The following is a 24,814-nucleotide window of genomic DNA, read 5'->3' as shown; positions in this document are numbered from 1 at the left end:
AATCAACATAAATGTATTATTTTTAACATTTTGTTCTCATTTTTCAGATTCCTTTATTAATTTATGTTTTTTTAAATTTGTGTAATAAAAATTTACTATTCAATGAAAAAAATTATTTTATTATTTACTCCTTCTATTTTCTTCTGCCAGAATGTTGGGATCAATAATACTACGCCTATCGCCACATTAGATATTATATCATCAGGAAATACCAATGCAACGAAGGCTTTAAAAATTACCAATTCAAATCCTACAGAAATCTTTACTATTCAAAATGATGGTAATGTGGGGATAAACAGTTCTTCGGCAGCAGCCAATACAGCCCAATTAAACATTAATTCAGGATCGGCTACAAAATCTGTATTAAAATTAGATAACCTCAGCAATACTAAAGATAAGACTATTGCTTCAGGAGTTAACTATAATCAGTTCAGCAGCCTGGTAGTGGATAATAACGGAAATGTATTTAAGCAATTTGATATCAAAACAACCAGTGGAACGGCTTCAACCTTTGACGGATCCTATACAGCAACCTCAACAAACACAACCCTTACCAATCTTTCCGGAGGAAATGTTGTGCGTTTTCAAATACTTACTCCTGATTTCACGTTAGGAACCGGAGACGTTTTGTATGCTGATGTTATGTGGACTCGTAATGCCGGCTTTTTGGTATCTAATTATGGATATGACAGTTCTTCTGCAACGGTTAATCCAATGGTGATTAATGGTCTTGGAACCAACACTCTTGTATTTAATTTTACCAATGGAACAGACTTGACATTTTCTGTAAACTTAACCGGAAGTGTAGGGGCAGGCTCTAATATGGGAACTTTAAATTATAATATTACCGGTTCTGGAGCCACCTCCGTCCCTTTTAATGTTTACTATAGCTTTAAATCCAGATAATTTATGAAAAATAGTCTTATTATCAGCTGTCTTATAACAGGAAATAGCATTTTTGCACAGACAGGAAACTTTGGAATCAATACGAATACCCCAACTTCAAAGGTTGATATTGTATCCACCGGTAATTCTTTTACAAAGGCATTAAGAATATCTGATTCCGGATTGCTGGAAAAATTTACGCTTTTAAATAACGGCAATATGGGAATTAATTCTACATCGCCAGACGCACAACTAGGCATTAATACAGGAACGAATACAAAATCGGTATTAAAGATCAATACGGTAAGTACAACAAATGGGAGACAAAATACGGGGATTAATTATAATCTCTTTTCTCCACTCATTTCTGATGAAAATGGGAATTTGGTGAAACAGTTTGATTTGAAAACAGCTAACAGTAATTCCTTAACTTTTGACGGATCTTATACGACTTCAGGAGCCACGAATAAGACATTGTGCTCTGTGAATTCAGGAAGTATTCTCGGTTTTACTGTACTGACAGGGTTTGTTCAAGGACAAAGCGGTACGGGTGTCGTTAAATATGCTGCGGTTACCTGGTCCAGGGGTTCAGGTTTTATCATAAGTTCCAACGGTCACGATTTCGCAAATAACAATTCTAATTCTTTAACGGTTCAAGGCTCAGGAACCAATACACTTACTTTTGATGTTCAAACGGGTGATGACCTTATTTTTGAGGTTACCGGCGGAAATCTTGTTTACCGGCAGGTTGATTCAAGTACCGGTACGGGCAGAAGTGAAGGATTTAATATTTTCAAAAGCTTTAGAACAAGATAAATAAGAATATTTTTTAACTGCAGCCGCAATCTTTATCACAGCTGGTTCTTTTGGAACTGAATTTCTTTGGTGCGAAATTCTTTTTAAGTACTTTAAATAAAGAGTAGCAGGCGAATGCTACGATTAACAGAACAAGTACGTATTGAAAAATTAATGATGAATCCATTATTTTAAAATCTGATATACGATCATCGACACAAAATAGGCCAAACCTGTCATCATGACCACCTGAAAGCCGGTCCATTTCCAGCTTTTGGTTTCTCTGTAGACTACTGCTAGTGTAGAAACACACTGCATTGCAAATGCGTAGAAAAGAAGCACCGAAATTCCGGTTGCAAAACTGAAGACTTTTTCTCCGTTGGGTTTTACATCTCTTCTCATTTTATCAATAACTTTTACTTCCGGGGCATCATCTTCCAGGCTGTAAAGTGTAGACATTGTTCCCACAAAAACTTCTCTTGCCACGAAGCTTGTAAGGATTCCTACTCCCATTTTCCAGTCGTAGCCAAGCGGAGCGATTACGGGTTCTATTCCTTTACCCATTTTAGCAAGGTAAGAATGATCCAGATGAACATCTGCTGCTACAAATTCATTTGTTTTCTGGCTTGGCCCGAAATAGCTTAAAAACCAGATAATGATACTTACGATGAAAATTATTTTTCCGGCTCCGGTAATGAAGTCCCATACTTTTCCTAAAACCATTTTAAAGTCATATCCGAAAAGTGGTTTTTTATAGGCAGGAAGATCCATTACCAGGTATGTTTTTCCTTTACTTTTAATAAATCTTTTAAGAATTGCTGCTGAGAATAAAGCCACTAAAAATCCTAGAAGATACATTCCCATCAAGACCAGTGCTTTATATTTTATTCCCAGGAATGTTCCTTCTGAGATAATCAGTCCGATAATGATGCTGTAAACAGGAAGTCTCGCAGAACATGTCATAAATGGGGTTACCAATATCGTGAGCAATCTTTCTTTTACATTTTCAATATTTCTTGTAGAGATCACCGCCGGGATCGCACAGGCAGTTCCTGATACAAGGGGAACGATACTTTTTCCGTTAAGCCCGAAAGGGCGCAGCAGCCTGTCCATCAGGAATACCACTCTTGCCATATATCCTGAATCTTCCAATAAATAAAGGAAGTACAGCAGGATTCCAATCTGTGGTGCAAAAACCACAATTCCTCCTATTCCCGGAACAATTCCATTTGAAATCAGTGAATTAATTGGTCCTTCCGGAAGATGTTCATTGGTGAATGCTGCCAGCCATGAGAAGGATTCTTCAATCCAGCTCATCGGATATTCTGCAAGGAAGAAAACGCTTTGGAAAATAACCAGCAGAATAGCTAAAAAGACAACATAACCCCAGAATTTATGAACTAAAACTTTATCCAGTTTTTCGGTTAACAATTCTTTGAACTGAGCTTTTTTAGAAATGACATCAGCCAGTATTTTGTCTACATTCTGATATCTTCTAACGGTTTCCTGAACCTGCAACCTTTTAGGCACCAGGCTTTTAGAATCTGATTCATTCAACTGTTCCATTACTGAGCCGATTCTTCCAAGATCTGTTCCCAGGGAAAGGCTCACCCATGCTTTATATTCGTTATCGAAACCTTTATGTGCTGCCAGTTTCTGAATAAAGTCTCTATGTTCATTCGGGGTTTCAAAAGAAAGTTTGTCTGTTTTTACAAACTCGCTGTTATAAACAGCTTCCCTTACTTCATCAATCCCGATCTGTTCCTTGGCATTGGTCTGAATAATTTTAATACCTAATGCATCGGAAAATTTTTGAATATCTATCGTAATCCCTCTTCTTTCAGCCTGATCAATCTGGTTGACAATCAAAATCATAGGAATACCAAGATCCTGAATCTGCTGAAACAACAGCAGCCCTCTTTTTAAACTTAATGCTTCAAGAATATAAACAACTCCTGCGTAGTTCTTCTGCTCATCGATAAGATATTTGGAAAAAATAGCCTCATCTTCTGAACTCGGGTATACACTGTAAGAACCTGGAAGATCTATCACCTCAACTTCTTCATTTTTGTAAACATAGTTCCCCGAATGACTTGCAACGGTAACGCCGGCGTAGTTTCCGGTTTTCTGCTTTTTGTTGCAAAGCGTGTTGAAAACCGTTGACTTTCCTACATTAGGATTCCCGACTAAAAGTATCTGTTTTTTCTTGTTTTCCTGCATTAATTCAATTCTTCAACAATGATGTAATCTCCTTCTTCCTCACGAAGAGCAATCCGGCTTTTTTCTGCTCCAAATTCTACATACATTGGCCCGCTGAACGGAGCCTGATACAAAATCCTGAAAAGGGTATCCGGAAGAAGTCCCATTTCAATAATTTTATTGGGCATTTTAAGATGGTCGTTATCATACCCCAATATCTTCCCCATTTTATTTTTAGGGAATCCACTTAATTTATGTAATCCTTTCTCTTTCAAAGCCTGATTTTTAGTCTTGCAAATATACGCTATTTAAATTTAATCTAAATAACGTTTCGATACAAAAGAAAGAGGCTGTTTCAAAAGTGAAACAGCCCATCAAATTCTTACGAATAATAATTTTTATTACGTCGTTATTTTTTTCAACTTATCTAGAATATGTCTCCAAGCAATAACCTATCATTGCCGCTCCTCCTGAAGGGTCAACAGGTGTAATAGTAAATGCAATGGCCAAACATCCTTCTAAATTCATTGCTTGCTTTAATTCTTTATTCATTTTTATTGCTGCTTTTTCGTCCTTAAAATTCTTTTTAGCTACTAAAACAGTCTCAACCTTACTTTTACTTTCTTCTATTTTCACTTTTGGCTCTTCCGTTCTTGCAAATAACATTGCAGATGTTGTTAATAACAACGCGAAAATGATTTTTTTCATTGTATAATATTTTAATTTGTTGTAAAACAAACATATAATGAAAAATAACAAAATCAAATTTTTGTTGACTAAATCTTAAAAATAACTCCCTATTCTAAAATATACGTTCGAAATAACGTTTTTTTTCAATCATATATATTATATAATAGAACATTTTCAATAAAAAGAAACCAACCCAAATACATTGCTGTATCTGGGTTGATTCAAAATATAATTTAGTTGATATGAATACTGAGTTAATTTTCTTTCCCGATTTTTTCTACTTTCCCAACTTTCAGTTTTTCGTAAGGAGGCTCAATTGGATTATCATTGGCATTGAAGAAATCTTTATACATCTTTTCCTGCTTCTTCATCATGTCACCTATTGTTCCATCCATTCCAGGAATTGTTTTAGACATAATTTCCTGAGTCATCATAGGTCTTGCAGTAGCAAAAGGATCTTTTTTGAAGTCGTTGAAGGTTTTTTCAAACTTTTCTCTCGGCATTTCAGTCACTTTTAAGCCAATATTGGAAAGTTTCTCCATGTATGTCAATTCTTCCCAGTTTGGAACTTTTTTATTTCCCTGAAGAATCCAAGAATAGTTTTTGTCTTCGTCTTCAATCTTTACGATCAAGCCTGGAAGTCCTGAAAATTTATATGGTCCGTCTTGAAAAGGAAGCTCAGAGCTAAACCAAGCCGTCCATTTTTTCCCTGCAAATTCCGTTGTTGCTTTCTGAGCATTGTAAGCACCAATTTTTGCTTTTTCGTTAGAAATTTTCCAGTCTAACTTTAATGTTTCATTGTATCCAATACTCATAGGAGAAAATCCGTTGGCAATTCTTTCAATATATTGGATTTTCATATCTGGATATGTCTTTACAATTTTTTCAGAAAACTTTGGCATTTTGAAAGATTTAGATAAATCCTTCAAAACTCCAGCCTTTTGCATTGCCTCAAATTGAACTTTCAGAATAGAATCTTGTCCAATAGCTGTAAAATCTCTATATATAGATTTGTCCTTAACTATATCAAGAGACATAATTACTTTCTCAATCTTTGCTGAATCTTTCTTCGGCTTAAAAGTAAGTTCATAAAAGAAACGGTTTGTAGTCTCTTTTGATTCCTGAGCGCCAGCAAAAGCAAAAAGAGCGATAAGAAATAGGGAGAATAATTTTTTCATTATAGCAAGTTTTATATAATTAGTAATCGTATGTTTTATTTTGTTACAGTTTTTTTCAAATTTTATTTATCATTTATCCTTAATGTTATAAGAATTAAAAAATTATGATTCTCTTAAAACGGTTTCATTTTTAAAACGCTTACCTTTAAGTTTCTAAAAAACAAAATATTATGGACACTTTATCTCAATTAAAATCCGAGCTGGAGGGAGAATTTCAAACCACGAAAAAATTTATTGAATTGTTCCCGGAAGGAAAAAACGATTATGCTCCTCATGAAAAAAGCATGAAAATGATGCCCCTTGCCGCTCATCTGGTAGAAGTTTTTGAATGGCCAAACACTATTTTAAAAACTTCCGAACTGGATTTTGCCAAAGGAGACTACAAACCTGTCGTTCTTTCTACGAGGGATGAACTCATGAAAAAGCTGGAGGAGGACTACCAATTGGCCAAAACGGCATTGGAAAACAGTACAGAAGATGATCTGAATCCCATCTGGACGATTAAAAATGATGGTCATGAGCTGGCAAGCTGGAGCAAAAACGGAGCAATACGCCATGCTTTAAATCAGATCACCCATCACAGGGCTCAACTGGGAGTGTATTACAGACTGAACAATATTCCTTTGCCAGGAAGCTATGGGCCTTCAGCAGACCAGCAAAGCTTTTAATTACTATCTAAGTATATCTCAACAAAAAACCAATCCGCGTGGATTGGTTTCTTGTTTTATTTAAAATTGAATTTTACGGTAAACATCACCTGGCTTGGGCGGAGCTGCATGGTTGTTTGTGTAATGGTAGCATCTCCGACATTTATTCTTTCAAATACTTTTCGGTCTGCAATATTCATCCATTTCAATTCAAAGTCAACTTTTTTCTTTGCCCAGCTGAATTGGTATGAAACATCAAAAAATCCATTGTTTAGTTTTGTATCTCCCAGTTTTGAATTGATCTGGTCCCAGTAAAAACCAATGGTATGATTTTCTAAAGGATAAAAGAATACATTTAAGTTATGAGTGTAAGATTCGGTTTTTCCAAGATCATTCTGGATGATTCCATTACTTTGTTTATTCCATGATTTGGTCATATTAAAATCAATACTCATCCATGAGAAATAGGTATTGTTGAATTTAAATCCTAATGTATTCCCATTATTTTTGGTGTCAATATCCTGATCATTTCTTCTGGACTGTGATTTTGAACTTGTATCATTAAATGTTACTGAAGCATTGGTTTTGAATTTTGGAAAATACTTTCCAATTTCTACATACAGGCTATTGTTTGTTCTTTTATTTTCACTTTCTATATACTCAATAACGCTAAATCCTAATTCGTTGACAGCGCTTGAGGCGAGTAAATTGTTTTTTGTATCAGTTAACCTGTAGCCCACGTTAAAAAACAGATTGTTCAAAGGATTTCTGTACTCTAATCGTAGTCCTCCATTTTTTGTATTGGTTTCAGGTATCGGATTTTTAGGGTTCATTACATTAAATCCTCCCGGACTTGTCAGGATATACCCTGCATAAGCCGTCTGTATATCTCCAAAATTATTGCTTATTCCTGCATTCACGCTGGCTTTAAAGAATGAAGCAAATGAATATTGGGCAAAAATATTGGGTGTAAAGGTTACTTTACTTAATGATTTGGAAACATTTCTAAAAGCATCTTCAGCCTTAATATTATTGAAGTTTACCGGGAAACTTGAAAATAGACTCCACGATTCAGATTTATAATTAATTCCTACAGATGCAGATGGATTGATTCTTGTGAATTTTAAATCATTTTCATAAGCTAAGCCTGCGAAATCCGGTTTATTATTAACTGTGCTTCCATCAAAGTTGGTGGTAAGGTTATCTGTTGACAGATCAAATCCTACTTGTGGTGTAAAGGTCCATCCTTTTGTAGTGAAACTGATATTTGCAGAATGTGACGTATCTAAAGACTTGATTCTGAAATACTGTAACGCTGTACTTCCCGGCGCAAAATCTATTGTTTTTAAAGGACCTTTAAGCGAATCTCTATAAGGAAACTGCAGGTAATTAGCAGGGCTAATTTCTAATGTCTGTCTATCATCCTGATAGCTTATATAAGACTTAAAATTCACCATTTTTTCTTTCCAAGGGATAATTGTACTTAAAGAGTTTTGGAAAGATGTCGTAGGAGATTCTAAAGCTTCATTTCCAAATCTATATCCGGTTTTATCATTTCTTTCTGCAACAGCTCTGTCTGCATTCCAAAACTGAGAAAATGTAGTTGTATTTTTAAAGAATCCTTTTTTGGCATTCTTCGTAAATATCAATTCTCCCTTCAATTTATCTGTATAGAAATTGTTCAGGAATCTGGTCGTGTATTGTGTTCCTTGCTGGATATCTCTGGTAATACTGTTCGATTCTCTTTCTACCGCATTATTAGTATAGTTTGCGTTAGCTTTAAGCTCCCATTCTTTCTTCTTATCAATATTTGTTAAATAATTAGCTGACAAATAATGAACGCTGTTCATCAAATATCTTTTTACCGGAAGATCAGGCACGGATGCATTCTCTACACTCAGCCAGTTATTTTGAGAAATATTACTTCTTCTCCCTTCCCACGAACTTCCAAATGCCAGAATATTCCCTTCATTTTCTACCTGCTCACCCATATTATTAGTTTTATAATTGACTACCCATTGGCTTTTTTGTCCGAAAAACATCGGTGTTAATTTTACATTCCAGAGGAAAGGTTCCAAACCAACTCCTACTTCTCCCCTACCTGTCATGGTAACGGAGTTTTTCAGTTTGATATTGATGGCTGCCTGATCTGAAGGTACTTTATCCTGAAGTATTTTTACCGGCTGGTGGTTCTCAAGAACTTCTACTTTCTGTACAGCATCCTTCGGAAGTGAGTTGTTGATGGTTCCATAACCACCTTCCATCAGGTCTTTTCCATTGACGTAGAATTTATTGATGGCATTTCCCTGATAAAGAATTGTTCCGTCTTTATTGACTTCAATCCCCGGAATCTTTCTCATAACATCTGCAAGGGTTCTGTCATTTTTACTGTTGAATGCTTTAAGATCGTAAGAAATGGTATCACCTCTTGCCGTAATCATCTTTGTTTTCAGCTGTACTTCTTTAATTTCTGTGGCTTCAGACTGCATTTTGAAGTTCAGAGTCTGATCGCTGTTATTGATTTGCTTGGTAAGAGGTTTCTGATTGAATGCTTTCACTTTCAGATCCACATTGGATTCTCCGGAAGTGAAAGTTACCTTATATTCTCCCTTAGAATTGGTAATTCCGTAAGCAAGAATAGCATCTTTGCCGGGTTCTTCTATAGTAACACTGGCACTTGGTATTGCCACCCCGTCATCATCAGTAATTTTTCCTGAAATCGTTTTCTGAGCAAAAGTAAGCACAGTAAAGAAAAGCATCAGAAATAAAGTAATATTTTTTTTCATACTTATTATTTGCTCAATTAGTTAATCATTGTGGTTTTTTGTTACACTTTTATAAAGATCAATTTTACCCTCAAAGGTTAAATCAGTATCACTACAAACATAGTTATAATTTTCAAGCTTTTGAATTTTGTTTAAAAAAGAAATATTCTCAAACAAAAACATAAACAGTTGAAGGTTTCTTTTCCAATATTTATTTCATCATAAGATCATGTTTGGCATAAAAAATATGCAAAAGGAGTAGGAAATTATTTTTAAATTTCTGTAACATTATCCGGATAGATATTGTCTTTTTTTATTACATAAAGAACAATTTTAAAAGGAAGTAAAGGAATTAATATTCTTACTTATTCTAAATAGTAAAATCTGATTTGAATCATAGATTAAAAAAAAATTAAACGCTATTACATAAATATATATTTAATAATTTTGTAACATAAAATTTATAAAATGGGAATTATTTTAAAGCCTATAGATGTTGTAGAAGACATTTCAAAAGAAGAATTCTACGCAAAATATCTGAAGCCAAGAAGGCCCGTTGTCATCAGGAATATGGCAAAAAAATGGCCTGCTTATCAAAAATGGACGATGGAATATATGAAGGAAGTTGTAGGAGATGTGGAGGTTCCGTTATATGACAGTTCAAAGGCAGATCCTTCTGCTCCCATCAATGCATCGGCAGCAAAAATGAAGTTTGGAGATTATATAGATCTTATCCAGCGGGAGCCTACTGATCTCAGAATATTTCTTTTCGATCCTATAAAATATGCCCCAAAATTGTTGGAAGATTATATTTCTCCCAAGGAATTAATGGGAGGTTTTCTGGATAAATATCCCAATATGTTCTTTGGCGGAAAAGGATCGGTAACGTTCCTTCATTTTGACATTGACATGGCCCATATTTTCCATACTCACTTCAACGGAAGAAAGCACATTCTTCTTTTTGATTATAAATGGAAAGAAAGACTTTATCAGATTCCATATGCAACCTATGCCCTGGAAGATTATGATATTGAAAATCCTGATTTCACCAAGTTTCCGGCACTGGATGGTGTAGAAGGAATTGAGTGTTTTCTGGAACATGGAGATACCTTATTCATGCCTACAGGATGGTGGCACTGGATGAAATACCTGGACGGAAGTTTCTCAATTTCTTTAAGAGCCTGGGACAAATCGTGGGCAGTAAAAGCACATTCACTGTGGAATCTTACCGTACAGCGTAAATTCGACGACATCATGAAGTCCAATTTCAAAAAAAATTATATGGACTGGAAAGAGAAAATGGCAATTAAAAGAGCAGAATTAGCCCTGAAGAGAGGTTTACCAAGATAAATAAAAAAGACGTTTCGTTTGAAACGTCTTTTTTATTCTATGCATAAGAAACTTTATTTCTTAATGATTTTATAGCCCTTTTCAGTCTCTTTATCTTTTATTTTTATTATATAATTTCCTGCGGCCAACTCGCTTACGTTTATAGTTCCGTTTTCTAAGCCCATCATTTCTTTTTTCACCAGTTTTCCACTAAAATCATAGATATTGATTTCAGATATCTTTGTTTTATTTTTGATGTATAAGATATCTTTTACCGGATTTGGATAGATAGATGCACGGCTGTTATCCGCTTTTACATCAGAAACCGCAAGATTATTTGCTGAAATCTGGAAATCGTCTATCCCTATAAACCAGATATCTTCTGTAGTGGAATGAAAAGCAATATAAATTGTTTGCCCTACATAAGGAGTCAGATCGTAAGTGTACTGATTCCACGAAGTAGGTGGTTTTACTGCTGTTGCGAGCGTGTTGGTAAGCCCTGCAATGGTAGGTGTTGTTGTTGAAACTTTTACATCCACCGTTTCAGCTAGTCCTGACCCTCTGTTTCTTGCCCAGAAAGTAAGCTTATCTGATACTCCTGCGGTAACTACTATGGCAGGACTAATGACATAATCATCATGCGCAGTACTGCCATATTCCAATCCCAGAAAATGAGATCCTGAATGAGGAGCATTGAATGAGGAATCATAGGAATCCAAAGTTTCCCAGGTTCCGGAATCTCCTCCATTAATTACGGTCCAATCAGCAGGTATTGTTGCCGAATCAAAACTTTGAGAATATTGTGCAAGCAGACCTATTGGTACAAAGCACAGCAATGTTACGAATTGATAAATTTGTTTCATGTGTTTGTTTTATCGGATAATTTAATAAAAACAAAACATATTTATTAACAAATCGACATGAAAAAAAAAGAAATAATCTTGTTTTTTACAAAAAACTTCTACAACACCCTATAAACAGGATACTGTCTAAACGTTTTCTCCTCAAAATAAGGAGAATGTCTGTAGATCCAATCCAGTTGTGCTTCTCCATCTTCAGACAATTTTTTATCCGATGCTTTAGCTGTTTCAAAGGATTCTCTCAGCTTTTTATCCTTTTTCAGGAGTTCGGCAGCGGTATCTTCAAAAATATAGGCGGAATAATATTCTTTCTGAGCCAGAATTCCGTCAAAAAAGTTCCAGTTGAAAAATGAGTCTAATGCTTCAGGTTCAAGTGTTTCTATGATATATTTTACACCAGGCTGATCGGTAGAAACCAGATAATCCCCGGCAGCAAATGTCATGTTTTTCAGAGCAGTGTCCACTGTTGTTTCAAAATGCAGATAGTGGCCTTCATACGGGTTTTTAACGGTTTTAAAATCTTTGATTTTATAAGACTCAACGGCTATTGTACTGTCTTTCTCTATTGGTTTCATCAGAATTTTATTTCTTTTAAATTCTTCAATCACCCGATATTGCGACTGTGGAATGACATAATACTTCGGAATGGTAATATATCCGGTTGGAACTGCTGTTGTAAAAAGCTTTATATTTTTTGTAAAAGGTTTGTTTCTGTCATAATACAGCCTTGGCTTCCCTGAAACTTCACTGGGTTTGTATTTTCCTTCATAGCCCTTAAAATCCATCGTAGAGAATTTTGTGGAATCTATTTTCCAGCGGATGCCATATTGTTTTCCTGCCTGATATTGTTTTAAATTTTCAATACGAAGCTGTTTTATTTTCTGATAATCTTTATCTAAATTCTGCAGATTCACCAGCATATATTTGTAGGTAGCATCCACCCTTTTGTCATAAGGCTTCAGCATGTGGGTTTCCGGAACGGTTCCCAACGAGTTGAAAAGGGAAGTATATCCCGTAGAGTATCTGGGAGAGTCTTCAAAGGAGGCAAATCCTACTTCCGGTACATCTCCGTGAATGTTGACATAAGGCGTACTTTCATAGCCCAATTTCTTCATATCTTCAAGATTTTTAGCCTGATAATCATTGTAGAAATAGTTTCCCAGGGTATTTCCCAAGCGTTCTTTAAAGGTAGAAATATAGGTGAACGTATATTGATAATCTGCTCCATTGCTGACATGGTTATCAATAAAGACATCCGGTTTCAGCCACTGGTATATCTCCTGAAAACTTCTGGCATTTCTGGAATCTGCTTTGATAAAATCTCTGTTCAGATCGTAATTCCTTGCATTTCCTCTGAAACCATACTGTTCAGGACCGTTTTGATTGGCTCTCGAGTAAGATCCTCTGTTCAACATTCCGCTTACATTATAGGCTGAAATAGCAGCAATAATAAAGTTCTGAGGGGTTTTAATCTTTTTGGAGGCAAGATCTCTCATCAGCATCATGGTAGCATCTATTCCGTCAGGCTCTCCGGGGTGAATTCCGTTGTTGACAAAGAGAATGGCTTTGTTTTTTCTTAATTTTTCAAGATCTTTTTCAGGAAAGGGATTATAAATCACCACATAAATGGGTTTTCCACTGTCATCTTCACCCTTTTTAAGGTATTGAATGGTATTGAAATTTTTAGCCAGATCGTGAAAATAGCTATTCATTTCATCGTAGATAACAGTTTGGTTACCATTCCCTTTTTCAAAAGGAGTCTGAAATGATTTTTGAGCTAAAAACAGCGTAGAGATTAGAGTGAATAAAAGATATTTCAGTTTCATTGAAGTCATATTTTCAGACTTTAAAATTAATCATCTTTTGCGAAACGGGGATGTGCTGGCAGTTAAATTGTAAAAGGTAAAATTATTTTAAAATAGAAACCTAACAGGTTTTGAAAACCTGTTAGGTTTGTTCTCAATAGTATTAATTTCTGCCCTTTTCTTCAGGATATAAGGAGGGAAGCGGATCACTTTGCCAGAATTCTTTAGTATCAATATCCATGATGGATAAAGCTCCGGTATAAGCGGCTCCGGTGTCCATATTCCAGATATTGGCTTTATTGGCGGGTATTTTGATCCCAATATCCAGCGTTGGGGTATGTCCGATGAATATTTCTTTATACAGAAGCAGTCTTTTAGGATACAATTCCGAGTTTCTCTGTAATTTTTTATCCATTGCGACAGCTGTTTCCCACAGAGTTCTGTCCCAACGGTAATTACTGGAATACACCTCTCTTTCAGGGCCGTGCATGGAAGCATATCCGGCATGAATAAACAACCGGTTCTGATCATCAATATGATAATTTTTCATCCTTTGAAAGAATTCGAGATGAATATCCAGGTCTTCAAGAGAATAATCCGCATAACTTTCTACAGTACTTTTTCCTCCATTAAAAAGCCATACATCAGTTTTTTGTCCAAATGCCAGCCAATCTTCAAACCATACGTCATGATTTCCTTTGATGAAAATACATTCCTGCTTTTCAGAAAGTTCGATTAAGAACTGGATAATTTGGGAGGACTCGCTCCAACCGTCTACATAATCTCCGAGGAAAATCAGTTGATCATCAGGTGTGACTCCTGCTCTTTCAAGAACCTGCTGTAAGGCTTTAAATCCACCGTGAATGTCTCCTATTACTAATGTTCTGCTCATTATTTATTTTCATTTTGTCCCAATACTACCCATTCTCTTTGATAAAATCCTCCTTTTTTTAGTAATTCTACAGAACAATGAGGACACTTCTTTCTATAGTCCCAGGTAGCATAAGGCTTTCCATCACCCCTAACCGTTGCTCTTCTTTTTATATCCAAATCAGAAAATTCAAATGTATTCTTACAATTGGGACAGTTTGCCAACATTATCATTTTGAAATATATTTTGCATCTACAAAATCGGTCAGCCATACTCCGTTCGCAGACTGATAGAAAGATAATCCGTCCTGATGCATTGTTCCGGTTCTGATGGTAAGAATTACAGGTTTACCGTGTCTCATTCCCACCTTTGCAGCAGTCTCTTTATCAGCACTTAAGTGTACATGCTGGCGGGTTCTTTTTTCAATTCCTTTTTCTAAAATGGAAGAGATATTGGCTTCTGCAGTTCCGTGGTAGAGAAATTCAGGGGGCTGTTTGGCCTCTAAAGCCAGATCTATATCAATAGAATGGCCCTGACTTGCCCTGATCATCGTTTTATCTTCATTAAAAGCAAAGCGTTTTTTGTTATTGGTTTCTACAACCTCATCCAGTTCTTCGGGAGTGAAATACGCTCTTCTTTTGGCTGATTTTGCTCTCAGCTCTTCTATATCTGCCCACCCGTTTTCATCCAGTGTAAGTCCTATACTTTCTGGCTGATGCCGTAAGATCAGGCTTAAAAATTTACTTATCTTTTTCTTTTCTATTTCGTTCATGGTTTGTGTTTTAATTCATTAATTTTTGGTATAATTTCTCACACAATGCTTCAATATCATCCTTTCTCTCCAGTTCAGCAATCCATTCCTGCGGAATATTTTCATATCCGTAATAAACTCCGGCAATTCCTCCGGTAATGGCTCCTGTAGTATCTGTATCTTCTCCGAGATTTACGGCTTTCAACACGGCTTCAGAATAGCTTTCTGAATTGAGAAAACACCATAGTGAAGCTTCCAGACTGTGAAGAACATATCCGCCAGAACTTATTTCCTCCTCTTGTAAAGTATGCAAAGGAACTAAATCATATTTCCCCACTTTTAATTCTAAAATCCGGTGAAATTTATTCATTTCATCTTGCGAACAAATTGGATTATGATCCAGAAATTCCCGAACTGTTTTCTGCATTGTTCGATATGCTTCCCATTTATCTTTTCCTTTTAGAATCTCCAAAGCAAATTCCAAATAAATAAAACAGGCTAGAATTGAACGGATGTGTCTGTGTGTAATAGAGGAAACGTCTTTTATAATATCAAAGCGCTTCTCAATAGGCAAATCCTTAATATAAAATAATAATGGTATGATCCTCATTAAAGAGCCGTTTCCATTATCAAACTCTGAATTTCCTCCGCATAAAGTAGGAGAAACACCTTTTCCAATTCTATAAATTGCTTGTGAAGTTGCAATACCTATATCGAAAACCCTTCCATGAGGAGTCCATATTTCTGCATTATACCACTGCAAGAATTTCAATGCAATATCTTCAGTATCATATCCTTTGCACAAACTATCTGCTAAACACAAAGTTAAAGATCCATCATCACTCCATGTCCCAGCGGGTTGGCGATGGGTTCCCAAAGCACGCATTTTGGTAACAGGTGACCGTTTAAGCTCTTCCCTGCTTCTGAATTCCACCGGAACACCAAGTGCATCTCCAATGCAGACACCCATGATTCCTGCTCTTACTTTATTTTCCATCAGGCAAGGTTGATCAGTTTATCAAATAATAGTTTCATTCCTTGTGTAGCTGTTTCCTTCATTACTACAGCTCTCTGTCCGTAGCCAAACCCTGTTTCGTTAGGATTGATGACGATTAAAAGACAGTCATCTTTGATATCATGAATAAGCCCGGCAGCCGGGTAAACCTGCAAAGAAGTCCCGATAACCAGTAAAATATCCGATTCTTTTACAATTTCTTTTGCCTTTTGATATAAAGGGACATCTTCTCCAAACCAAACGATAAAAGGTCTTAATTGTGCTCCGTCTTCGGCTTTGTCACCAATATTGATATCTTCTTTTTGTTCATAAATCAGGCTTTTATTATTACAAGAACATGATTTGAACAGTTCTCCGTGAATGTGAAGGATATTGGTAGATCCAGCTCTTTCATGAAGATCATCTATATTCTGGGTAATGATCTGTACCTCAAAATGCTTTTCCAGCTCTGCCAGCAATTGATGCGCTTCGTTGGGCTGTACTTCATGCAGCTGACGTCTTCTCTGGTTGTAAAATTCCAGGACCAATGCTCTGTCTTTTCTCCATCCTTCCGGACTTGCCACATCCGTTACATTATGATTTTCCCAGAGACCGTCTCCGTCTCTGAAGGTTTTTATTCCGCTTTCGGCACTGATTCCTGCGCCGCTTAATATGGTTAGTTTTTTCATTGGTTTTAATATAATAGTTTTTTGTAAATCAATTCATTTTCATCATCAAAACAAACAAAAATAACTTTCTCAATAATATCTGAATTAAATTTTCTTACTTCATCTACCGCAATTTTTCCTGCCAGTTCTTTTGGAAATCTATAGACTCCTGTGCTGATATTAGGAAAAGCAATCGTCTTCACACCAAGGCTTTCTGCTAAATTCAAAGAATTACGATAACAGTTTTCCAGAAGAGTTGATTCCTTTTCTTCGTGACCGTTCCAAACTGGTCCTACTGTATGAATAACATATTTTGCAGAGAGATTTCCTGCATTTGTTACTACTGCTTCTCCCGTTTTGCATTTTCCTTGTCTATTTCTGATCGCAATACATTCTTCCAAAATCTGAGGACCGCCTGCTCTATGAATAGCTCCATCTACCCCGCCTCCACCAAGTAAGGAAGAATTGGCGGCGTTAACAATTGCATCAGCTTGGATTTTTGTGATGTCTCCTTTTATTAATTCAATTTTCATAAAATTTGCTTTTTTTCCAGTTTTCAACATTTTTTGTCCAATCAGGAACTGTATTTTCATTACAACATAGAATGCTTACTCCTCCAGCCATTGCACATGTTGTATCCCTGTCTCCTAAAGCAGAAACTGTATTCCATAGACATTGCTCAAAATTATTTCTATATCTCGATAACATCCAGATAACAAGAGGAACAGTATCCTGAGCTGTCATTTTGATTCCGTTTCCAAGAGTTCTTATTAGTAATTCTATACTTGGGTTACCATCAAGATATAATGATTTATTCAACTTACTTTTCATATCAGAATCATTTAACTCATTTTGAATTTTCTGAATAAAATCTTGCTGAGTAAGTTTTATGATCCCCAATCTCTCCTGAATAGCAAATGCTGATGCCAAAGCAATACTTTTTGTGCCTTCTATTGCTTCCTTATTGGCATGAGTAATCTCGCAGGAAAGCTCGGCATTTTCTTTTAATTTTTTAAGATCATCATAGAAGTACGCTCCAATTGTACAGGCTCTCATAGCTCCTCCATTTCCCATGGACCCCTGCCCTGCAAATTTTGAATAAGAAACGTCTTTCCAATTCTCTCCATTTTTCAAATCTCTGAAATACCGATGCATAGTAGGTCCATATCCTCTGTTGATATCCTTATAATAGTTTTTAGTAAACTCTTCTGCCAGAAAGTCTTGATGGATGCTGCCAAACTTTTCCAAAGATCTGAAAACAGCAATTGACATAATGGTATCATCTGTAAAATCCAGAGACCTTTCTGTAATAATTCTCTGATGAATATACATTTTTACTATAGATTCTTCTCCAAAAAAGCTTTCACCAAAAGCATCTCCTATAGCTATTCCAGTAAGTGATTTTGAGGCAAGAAAGAGTTTATCCATTTTCATTTAATATTTAATTTTATTCAAAATCATATACATATACTTGTACCTCTTTTGCAAGCAATGTTCTTTCAATAATAGGTTCTATTTCTTCCCATTTTCCTCCTGCCAGTCCACATCCTATTCTCGGCATATGTACTGAAACATTCTGTTGGGTAGCTTCATGAGCCAGTTTTAATAAACATTCTTCCACGGCATCATATCTTATAGGAGGAACATCAGAATGAGTAATGATTTTATGCTGAGCAATCATATTGCAGATCCAGAGATCTTCTTCTGTCTGAACCAGCTGGATTTCTCCAAGGTTAAAATTTTCTTTGTTTTTAAACCATTCCCTGTATTCTTTCTCCGGTTGTCTCCATCTTTTTGAAATGGCAGTAACAAAACCTTTTCCCCAGCCTCCAATATCATTACAGATATGGGCAATTATTTTATTTCCTCCTGCGTCAGGACAGGTAGCATCTCCTTTTATATATTTTATTGCTTTCATGGTCATTATTTTCAATCTTTAAATCATTCTTCTAATCTCTTATTAAGTATAAAAATAATGCTTTTACTCTATGTCTGATTACTTCTTTTGAAATTAAAAAAGGGCTTAAAATCCTTTGAATACGGAGAATAAGATCCGTAGACAGCATCAAATTTTACATCAAGATTTTCCAATTTAAATTGCTCATCAACCTGATCCAGGCAGGTAATGACCAGGTTCTTTTTAACTGGAAATACATAAGCTCCATCCAGTTTTAAGGCATAATTCAGCAGTCTGTAATCTATTTCTCCTGTCCTCAATTCCTTCTGAAATTCATTAAATGTACAGGTTTCTTCTTCATTATTTCTCAGATTCATTTCTTTTTCATTGATCATCCAGCCGTTTCCGTGGCGGGTTGCATAACTTCTTGTCACATAATACATTTCAATATCTTCAATCTTTAAAAGCTTACAAATCTCACAGGCATTTTTTGAAGTCGTATGCGCATAAGTCACATTAGGAAAAACGCCATGATCCATATCGAGTAAAATACCCTGGCTTCCTTCAAAAATAAGGTGATCGAATGAAGTCAGCCAGGTATAATCATTTATTTTCCAGTCAATGCTGTCAACAGCTTCTAAAAAAGGATGTAAAAGCTCAGCAACTTCTTTTTCATCTGCAAAACCATAGTAATAAGCAATTCCTTTCAGTTTTTCCATCAGCATTTGCCTCGGCGCAATCAGGTCTATAGCAAATAGTTTGTAAGGACTTTCGTTTCTTTTCATCGTGGCTCCCACTCCTTTTCCGCAGGTTCCGTGTTCCAGATTATGGGCATTTGTTCTGTTCTGCCATACATCGAAAGGAGTTGTAACTTTTGCCAATGGATGGATATGCAGCTCAATGTTTCCGTTCTTTGCTTTTAACTCTTCTCTTTCATTGAGTAGAAAAACCGGATGAATGGTACAATGCTCGGTAAAGTAAGAAGGCAGACCGCGAAGTGCACCGCTTGCAAAACTGGAATGTACATGCTTTCTTTCATCAATCATTACGGTATGTGCCGCCTGCTGCCCCCCTGAAAATCTGATCACAACAGCCTCCGGATTCTGAGAAGCCAGAAAATCTGTGGTAATCCCTTTTCCTTCATCACCAAAACCAAGTCCTATTACTATTTGCGCCTTTTTCATGTCTTTTAATTTTTGAGGTTTCTAGTATTGCCATTCATATTTTATGATGACATTGACAGATTTCTAAAGCATCTGAAACTGATCTAATCCTCCTGTTCCTCTTGTTCCGAAGCTTTGATTTTTAAACTTATCACAGATGATGTTTTTTATAACATCCGGAATTTCCCTGTGATCTGCTATGGAAATACAGTTTTGTCCTAATAATTCTTTCCAGCCTCTGTCTGCTCTCAATGCCTGATCGGAATGCAAAACACTGATGTGGTATACTTCATATTTTTTCTTTGCCTCTTCCAGCAGTTCAAAATGAGTGTAGGTTTGCTGTCCTTTTCCCATAATCTCTCTGATCGCGGATGCAGAAAGTGTTTTTAAACAGGGTTCGTCACCTACGGTAAACAGTAATCCTTTTTGTCCTCTTTTTTCAAACGCATCTGTTCTGGTGTGAAAAGCGGCAAAATACCACGCTAAAAGATAACTTTCACCTGCATTTCCACCTCCTCCGGACTCAATATAAGTTCGTGTGAGCCACATATCCAGTTCTTGATCTCCCGATTCGAACTGCCCCACCTGAAGCGGATAGCCATCACATTCATGATCTCCGATTCCAAGAAACAATAAGGCCGGATCGGGAACTCCTCCCTGGATAATTCCTCCCATGAGTTTTGGTAATCCTTCTCTGATCAGCTCATGAGGAATATGTCCCATACTTCCGGTAACATCCAATCCTAAAATAATCGGAACTGAATTGGGATGAACTTCCGAATCTCTGGATTCTCTGAAAGAAATACCGTGAGGATTCATAGATTCGTGAGCCATTCTTTTGGCATTCTGGGTGAAAATTTCTCCCACGGATTTTGTTCCGTAACCTGCTTTGCTTGCTCTGTCATAACGAGCGCCTAAATCGTATCTTGTACTTCCCATGACTACACTGTTTTTCCAAATAAATATTCAAATCTCTTTTGGGTCACTTCGAGCTGAATATTCAGATTTCTGATTGTTAATGATAATTCCATATCTTTCTGAACGAATGCTTCGGGATTAAAATCCGCAAAAGTCAGACTGTTTCTGTCTAAAGGACTGATATCAATAAGCCCTTCCTGTTCGCGCTCGAGTCTTTTAATTTTTAATTCGATATCTTCCACTCTGCGCATGTAAATCAGTTCGGAATCTGCTCCGATGATTCTAGCACGGTCTTCTCTGATCTGATCATTATTTCTTTGTAATGATTTGATAAATCTGGGTTTTAATTCATTTTCCATGATCAAATATTTTCATTTGTGTTAATATTACGCTAATTAAACAAGACATAGCAATATATGTCTCTGATCCGGTTGATTTATACTTTTGAATACATTATATCTGTTCTCAAAACATATTTCAAGCCACTGATCAGTGTTTTTCCTTCGTGTCTTAATAGATGATGAAAAACAAGGGCAGTCCCTTTCTTTGGAGCGACTGTAAACAGGTTTTCAAATTCTGTTTCTCCTCCTTCAAAATCATCATTCAGATAGATCATAAAGGTGTAAAAGCTTTTCTCCTTTTCATTTCGGATATAACTTCCGTCTCTGTGCATTTTGAACTGCTGTCCGGGAGCATATTTATAAACTCTGAGCATTTCATTAAAGTTAAGAAGCTGATATCCATCATATTCCTGAGGCAGAAACTCTGCAGCCTTATTAAAAAGCTCTTCAGCAATTGCAGTATCAAAAATCATCAGCCGGTCATTATTTCTGATTCCTTTATTCATCTGCTGGCGTCCGAATACATTGATTTTTGCTTCTTCAAAGACTTTTTCCTGAGAAAGACTGATATAATGATCACATTCCGTTTCAGTCAGAAAATCTTCAATCAGGAATATCTGTGGATGTAATTCTATTTTTTCCATAATTAATATTTTGTGTCTGGTTTGTGTTTTTACCTTCTTAATTCATCTCTTACTTCCATCAAAGCAAATCCTAAAAGGTTTTCTCCGTTCCATAATAAAGGGTTTTCAGCTCTGTTATCTGTTTCCAGCATCCCAATTCCCCAGATTCTATCATAAGGACTTGCCTCCACTAAAACTTTGTCTCCGGTTGACAGCAGGAAGTCTTTAAATTTCTGGTTTTGAGAGAATTTTAAAAGATTTCCCTGGGTTACAATCTGATATTTATGTTCATCCCAAAGCTTCGGGTCAAAGTCTTTCACTTTTCGGCCAAGAGCTTTTGCCTGATTAGGAGTAGTGGCTCTTAAAATTTCCTTTTCCATTTCAGCATCATTAAATAATCTGGCTTTTCCAGCCATCATATAATGTTCTGCCGTTCTATAGGTAATTCCGTTTTCTTCAAAAGTTCCCGGAAACCACTGACTGAAACATGATTTGGTAACCTCATCTTTTGCCGTGTGTCCCCAGAAAAAAAGAAATTTTATCTTTTCTTTTTTCTGAAAGCGTTCTGTAATATTTTGTAGGGTGAATTTCATGATTGCGTTATTTTGACACAAATTTAAAGGAATATGATTTTATTAACCAAATTTATTTGTGTTGATTTTACGCTAATGAATTTAACTAATTGATTTTCAGAGATAAAAATTTAATTTCAATCAACACGAATAACACAAATTTTGATCACAAATGACACAAATTTGATGCGTTTAGGCTAAAGCCAATGGAATTTGATCTTAAAAATTATTATTACATCAATGTTATTCTGAACGAAATGCAGTATAGTGATGAATCTAAACAACTACGAGATTCTTCCTCCGTCAGAATGACAGAAGCCCGATAATACAATCTGGAGTCAAATATTTCCTATTGAATGTCTTTCAATTAATATTGTATAATGTGCATTCCGAAAACGCCTATAAATATTAGCGAATAATCGTGCAAGACATTTGTGAAATTTGTGTTTAAAACAAACTATTTAATTTCAAAATAAAAGCCCTGTTCTTCCAGCTCTTTATATTTCTCTTTATTGAATGTAAAAAGTTTTCCGGGTCTGCCACTGCCTTCTTTTTTAACGTTGTTGGTTTCGTTAAGCAGTCCGTAGCTCATGATTTTTTTGCGGAAATTTCTTCTGTCAATTTCCTGTCCGACAATTGTTTTATAAAGGTTTTCAAGGTCTGAAAAAGGAAATTCTTCATTGAGAAGATTGAAGCCGATAGGCTGGTATTGAATTTTTGTACGAAGCCTTTTTAGAGCAGTCTCAATGATTGTTTTATGATCAAAAGCCACTGAAGGAAGTCTATTGATACTGAACCATTGGGCTTCTTCGGCATCTGAATCGGCAAACAGCTCATGATAAGAGGGGTTTACAAGCCCTAAATAAGCCACAGAAACCACTCTGTTTCTCGGATCGCGACCCAGACTACCAAATGTATAGAGTTGCTCTAAAAAATCGGGCTTTATGCCGGCTTCTTCATACAATTCTCTTTTTACTGCATCATCTACACTTTCATCATCGAGAACCAGACCTCCCGGTAAAGCCCAGCCACCTTTAAAAGGCTCAATATTTCTTTTAATCAGAAGGATCTGAAGGTCTTTTTTATCAAAATATCCGAAAATAACGGCATCTACAGCCACTTTTATATCCTGTAATTTTTTTGGAGACTCCATAAATTGATTTGCGTTATGAATACACAAAGTTACAATTTATGCCTGTATTAAAAAATAATTTCCGTTATAATAAAAGTTCTTATATTTAATTCATCATTCTAACCATCTTAAAACTAAATTATTATGAAAAATTTATTAGCAATTCTTTCTGCAGCATTTTTATTAATAGCTTGTGAAAAAGGAAAAACACCTGCAGCCAATGGCACCGATAAAGCAGATTCTACGGCTGCAAACTCTGAGTGGAAACCTGTAGATTCAGCAACCGCCATGAAAGATTGGATGGCGTACTCAACTCCGGGAGAAATGCAGAAAATGCTTGCCAAGTCTGATGGAATCTGGAACGGAGAAACCACTATGTGGATGGAAAACGGAGCAAAACCTATGATGAGCAAATCTGAGGCTACGAATAAAATGATGTTTGGCGGACGTTATCAGATCACTAATCACAAAGGTGACTTTATGGGAATGCCTTTTGAAGGAATGAGCATTGTAGGATACGATAATTCAAAAAAGAAGTTTGTCAGTACATGGATCGACAATATGGGAACCGGAATCATGCATAGCGAAGGCGGCTGGAACCCTTCCTCAAAATCGGTTGAATTTAAAGGAAAAATGACAGATCCTTCAAGACCAGGAAAAGACTGTGATTTCAGAGAAGTATTCACGTTCGTAGATGACAATACTCAAAAACTGGAAATGTACGGTCCTGATTCCAAGACAGGAAAAGAGTACAAAACCATGGAAATAAAATATACGCGTAAAAAATAAATCCATAAAAAAATCGCTTCTTATGAAGCGATTTTTTTATATAAATTATTTCTTAAACGGTTTTTTAGTCTGTTTTAAAACTTTCTTTTCATCACCATCTAATTTCCTTTGTAACTTCTTCACATCCTCTGCTGGAGGCAAATCTTCCGGGATTATTCCTCTGTTTGTAAGCATATTTCTAACAGCAACATTATTATCTACATGCTCTTCTTCAATATTCACCTGCCCTTTTAAGTTTTTATTTTGAACATTTAAACCTGTCATTTCAGCGGCAAGATCTTTAGCTTTAATACTAATTGTAGGTAAAAAGTCTGCTACAGGTCTGCTTTCAGGAACTCCCATTTTTTTCTTTAACATTTGTGTATTTAAATGGAAAAGCGCCTGATCTCCTTTACTTCTTATAACAGCAAATCCTTGGCTATCAACCCCTCTTTCATATAAAATTCCTGAAAGTTGTTTCTCAGTCTGACTTAATTTTTCGCGAGCTTTGATTCTTTCATATTCTAACAGCCTCTGTTCTACCAATTCAGCTCTCCTAGTTTGAACAGCAAAATAGTTTTGTGCAAAAGATATTTCCTGTTTTCTACTATCACCATTTTGTGCGATTAAGTAACAGCCATATCTTGTAAGTAAAATATCCTCTATTTCTTTTTCTGCCCCTTTAGGCATTTGTATCGTTTTCCTGACATCAGGAAAATGATACTCAATTAACTCTCCAACGTTTTTACAAGCATCTTTTGCTTTTAAAATTACTTTTTCAAAGTTTTCCCACTTACTATACCCCAATAATATTTGTAAATCTCTTGCACTCCAGCATTCTATTCCTTCTAATTCGGAAGCAGCTTCTTCAAATTTATAGAACAAATCTTTTATTTCTTCTGATTTCATTTAATAATGTGATTTTTATAAATGTACAAAAATTACCAAAACTATTTAAAAATA

Annotated in this window: 27 protein-coding genes; 5 read left to right on the top strand and 22 right to left on the bottom strand. The window is 35.9% G+C overall.

The annotated features are described in order from the left end of the window. Positions 1 to 102 precede the first annotated feature (102 nt). Together EK417_RS18245 and EK417_RS18240 are read left to right on the top strand one after the other, a co-directional pair. Positions 103 to 906: a hypothetical protein gene (locus EK417_RS18245; protein ID WP_076595215.1), complete on the top strand. Its 804-nt coding sequence runs from the start codon at positions 103 to 105 to the stop codon at positions 904 to 906. Positions 907 to 909: 3 nt separating this feature from the next. Beyond that, positions 910 to 1,701, top strand: a complete 792-nt coding sequence (locus tag EK417_RS18240; protein WP_136522973.1) for a hypothetical protein — start codon at positions 910 to 912, stop codon at positions 1,699 to 1,701. Positions 1,702 to 1,866: 165 nt separating this feature from the next. Here the strand turns inward: EK417_RS18240 and feoB are convergent, their stop codons facing one another. The 4 genes from feoB to EK417_RS18220 form a co-directional block, all read right to left on the bottom strand. Continuing rightward, complete coding sequence (gene feoB / locus EK417_RS18235; protein WP_110367450.1) at positions 1,867 to 3,900, bottom strand: ferrous iron transport protein B; 2,034 nt, start codon at positions 3,898 to 3,900, stop codon at positions 1,867 to 1,869. Continuing rightward, entirely contained in the window at positions 3,900 to 4,154 is a 255-nt protein-coding gene (locus tag EK417_RS18230) for a FeoA family protein (RefSeq protein ID WP_076595212.1), read from the bottom strand. The genes feoB and EK417_RS18230 overlap by 1 nt, the downstream gene beginning before the upstream one ends. 148 nt (positions 4,155 to 4,302) lie before the next feature. After that, positions 4,303 to 4,587, bottom strand: coding sequence for a hypothetical protein (locus EK417_RS18225; RefSeq protein WP_136522972.1), 285 nt, complete (start codon positions 4,585 to 4,587; stop codon positions 4,303 to 4,305). A gap of 236 nt (positions 4,588 to 4,823) precedes the next feature. After that, a complete protein-coding gene (locus tag EK417_RS18220) occupies positions 4,824 to 5,747 on the bottom strand; it encodes a GLPGLI family protein (RefSeq protein ID WP_136522971.1) in 924 nt (307 codons plus the stop codon). A 170-nt stretch (positions 5,748 to 5,917) separates the two neighbouring features. On the opposite strand from EK417_RS18220, the gene EK417_RS18215 reads away from it, so the two are divergent. Continuing rightward, positions 5,918 to 6,415 (top strand): DinB family protein, encoded by a 498-nt coding sequence (locus EK417_RS18215; RefSeq protein WP_136522970.1) that lies wholly within the window; start codon positions 5,918 to 5,920, stop codon positions 6,413 to 6,415. Positions 6,416 to 6,471: 56 nt separating this feature from the next. On the opposite strand, the gene EK417_RS18210 is transcribed toward EK417_RS18215, so the two are convergent. Continuing rightward, the gene (locus EK417_RS18210; RefSeq protein ID WP_136522969.1) at positions 6,472 to 9,180 is read right to left on the bottom strand and encodes a carboxypeptidase-like regulatory domain-containing protein; all 2,709 of its coding nucleotides are present in this window, start codon (positions 9,178 to 9,180) and stop codon (positions 6,472 to 6,474) included. Between the two features lie 447 nt (positions 9,181 to 9,627). Between EK417_RS18210 and EK417_RS18205 the strand changes: the two genes are divergently transcribed. Next, positions 9,628 to 10,509: a cupin-like domain-containing protein gene (locus EK417_RS18205; RefSeq protein ID WP_076595207.1), complete on the top strand. Its 882-nt coding sequence runs from the start codon at positions 9,628 to 9,630 to the stop codon at positions 10,507 to 10,509. 53 nt (positions 10,510 to 10,562) lie between these two features. On the opposite strand, the gene EK417_RS18200 is transcribed toward EK417_RS18205, so the two are convergent. The 16 genes from EK417_RS18200 to EK417_RS18125 all read right to left on the bottom strand — a co-directional run bounded on the left by EK417_RS18200 (position 10,563) and on the right by EK417_RS18125 (position 23,104). Beyond that, positions 10,563 to 11,351 (bottom strand): T9SS-dependent choice-of-anchor J family protein, encoded by a 789-nt coding sequence (locus EK417_RS18200; RefSeq protein ID WP_136522968.1) that lies wholly within the window; start codon positions 11,349 to 11,351, stop codon positions 10,563 to 10,565. Positions 11,352 to 11,449: 98 nt separating this feature from the next. Then, positions 11,450 to 13,174 (bottom strand): M14 family metallopeptidase, encoded by a 1,725-nt coding sequence (locus tag EK417_RS18195; RefSeq protein WP_136522967.1) that lies wholly within the window; start codon positions 13,172 to 13,174, stop codon positions 11,450 to 11,452. A gap of 142 nt (positions 13,175 to 13,316) precedes the next feature. Next, positions 13,317 to 14,045, bottom strand: coding sequence for a metallophosphoesterase family protein (locus EK417_RS18190; protein WP_136522966.1), 729 nt, complete (start codon positions 14,043 to 14,045; stop codon positions 13,317 to 13,319). Next, a complete protein-coding gene (locus EK417_RS18185; protein WP_136522965.1) occupies positions 14,045 to 14,257 on the bottom strand; it encodes a hypothetical protein in 213 nt (70 codons plus the stop codon). Before EK417_RS18185 ends, EK417_RS18190 begins: the two co-directional genes overlap by 1 nt. Next, positions 14,254 to 14,796 carry an RNA 2'-phosphotransferase gene (locus tag EK417_RS18180; RefSeq protein ID WP_136522964.1) on the bottom strand — a complete coding sequence of 181 codons (543 nt, stop codon included), beginning with the start codon at positions 14,794 to 14,796 and terminating at the stop codon, positions 14,254 to 14,256. Before EK417_RS18180 ends, EK417_RS18185 begins: the two co-directional genes overlap by 4 nt. A gap of 10 nt (positions 14,797 to 14,806) precedes the next feature. Further along, positions 14,807 to 15,772 carry an ADP-ribosylglycohydrolase family protein gene (locus EK417_RS18175; protein ID WP_136522963.1) on the bottom strand — a complete coding sequence of 322 codons (966 nt, stop codon included), beginning with the start codon at positions 15,770 to 15,772 and terminating at the stop codon, positions 14,807 to 14,809. Continuing rightward, a complete protein-coding gene (locus EK417_RS18170) occupies positions 15,772 to 16,458 on the bottom strand; it encodes an SIR2 family NAD-dependent protein deacylase (RefSeq protein WP_076595204.1) in 687 nt (228 codons plus the stop codon). Before EK417_RS18170 ends, EK417_RS18175 begins: the two co-directional genes overlap by 1 nt. A gap of 5 nt (positions 16,459 to 16,463) precedes the next feature. Next, on the bottom strand, positions 16,464 to 16,970 hold the full coding sequence (locus tag EK417_RS18165; protein ID WP_136522962.1) for an O-acetyl-ADP-ribose deacetylase: 507 nt from the start codon (positions 16,968 to 16,970) through the stop codon (positions 16,464 to 16,466). Next, the gene (locus tag EK417_RS18160) at positions 16,960 to 17,865 is read right to left on the bottom strand and encodes an ADP-ribosylglycohydrolase family protein (RefSeq protein ID WP_076595203.1); all 906 of its coding nucleotides are present in this window, start codon (positions 17,863 to 17,865) and stop codon (positions 16,960 to 16,962) included. Before EK417_RS18160 ends, EK417_RS18165 begins: the two co-directional genes overlap by 11 nt. Positions 17,866 to 17,884: 19 nt before the next feature. Beyond that, positions 17,885 to 18,355, bottom strand: coding sequence for a macro domain-containing protein (locus tag EK417_RS18155; protein ID WP_136522960.1), 471 nt, complete (start codon positions 18,353 to 18,355; stop codon positions 17,885 to 17,887). Positions 18,356 to 18,423: 68 nt separating this feature from the next. Further along, complete coding sequence (locus EK417_RS18150) at positions 18,424 to 19,518, bottom strand: adenylosuccinate synthetase (RefSeq protein WP_136522959.1); 1,095 nt, start codon at positions 19,516 to 19,518, stop codon at positions 18,424 to 18,426. A 63-nt stretch (positions 19,519 to 19,581) separates the two neighbouring features. Continuing rightward, positions 19,582 to 20,436 (bottom strand): hypothetical protein, encoded by an 855-nt coding sequence (locus tag EK417_RS18145; RefSeq protein ID WP_136522958.1) that lies wholly within the window; start codon positions 20,434 to 20,436, stop codon positions 19,582 to 19,584. 2 nt (positions 20,437 to 20,438) lie between these two features. After that, on the bottom strand, positions 20,439 to 20,774 hold the full coding sequence (locus tag EK417_RS18140; RefSeq protein WP_136522957.1) for a hypothetical protein: 336 nt from the start codon (positions 20,772 to 20,774) through the stop codon (positions 20,439 to 20,441). A 77-nt stretch (positions 20,775 to 20,851) separates the two neighbouring features. After that, entirely contained in the window at positions 20,852 to 21,400 is a 549-nt protein-coding gene (locus tag EK417_RS18135) for a 2OG-Fe(II) oxygenase (protein WP_076595199.1), read from the bottom strand. Between the two features lie 29 nt (positions 21,401 to 21,429). Beyond that, positions 21,430 to 21,972: a riboflavin biosynthesis intermediates N-glycosidase gene (gene ybiA / locus EK417_RS18130; protein ID WP_136522956.1), complete on the bottom strand. Its 543-nt coding sequence runs from the start codon at positions 21,970 to 21,972 to the stop codon at positions 21,430 to 21,432. Between the two features lie 436 nt (positions 21,973 to 22,408). Continuing rightward, positions 22,409 to 23,104 (bottom strand): NUDIX hydrolase, encoded by a 696-nt coding sequence (locus tag EK417_RS18125; RefSeq protein WP_076595197.1) that lies wholly within the window; start codon positions 23,102 to 23,104, stop codon positions 22,409 to 22,411. A gap of 123 nt (positions 23,105 to 23,227) precedes the next feature. On the opposite strand from EK417_RS18125, the gene EK417_RS18120 reads away from it, so the two are divergent. Next, positions 23,228 to 23,872: a DUF1579 domain-containing protein gene (locus EK417_RS18120; RefSeq protein ID WP_136522955.1), complete on the top strand. Its 645-nt coding sequence runs from the start codon at positions 23,228 to 23,230 to the stop codon at positions 23,870 to 23,872. 45 nt (positions 23,873 to 23,917) lie between these two features. Here the strand turns inward: EK417_RS18120 and dinD are convergent, their stop codons facing one another. Next, positions 23,918 to 24,760, bottom strand: coding sequence for a DNA damage-inducible protein D (gene dinD, locus EK417_RS18115; protein WP_136522954.1), 843 nt, complete (start codon positions 24,758 to 24,760; stop codon positions 23,918 to 23,920). Positions 24,761 to 24,814 lie beyond the last annotated feature (54 nt).

The organism is Chryseobacterium candidae (assembly GCF_004916905.1).
Lineage (GTDB): Bacteria > Bacteroidota > Bacteroidia > Flavobacteriales > Weeksellaceae > Chryseobacterium > Chryseobacterium candidae.
Note: the sequence above shows the minus strand (reverse complement) of the source record. Positions and strands in the feature narration are given on the sequence as shown.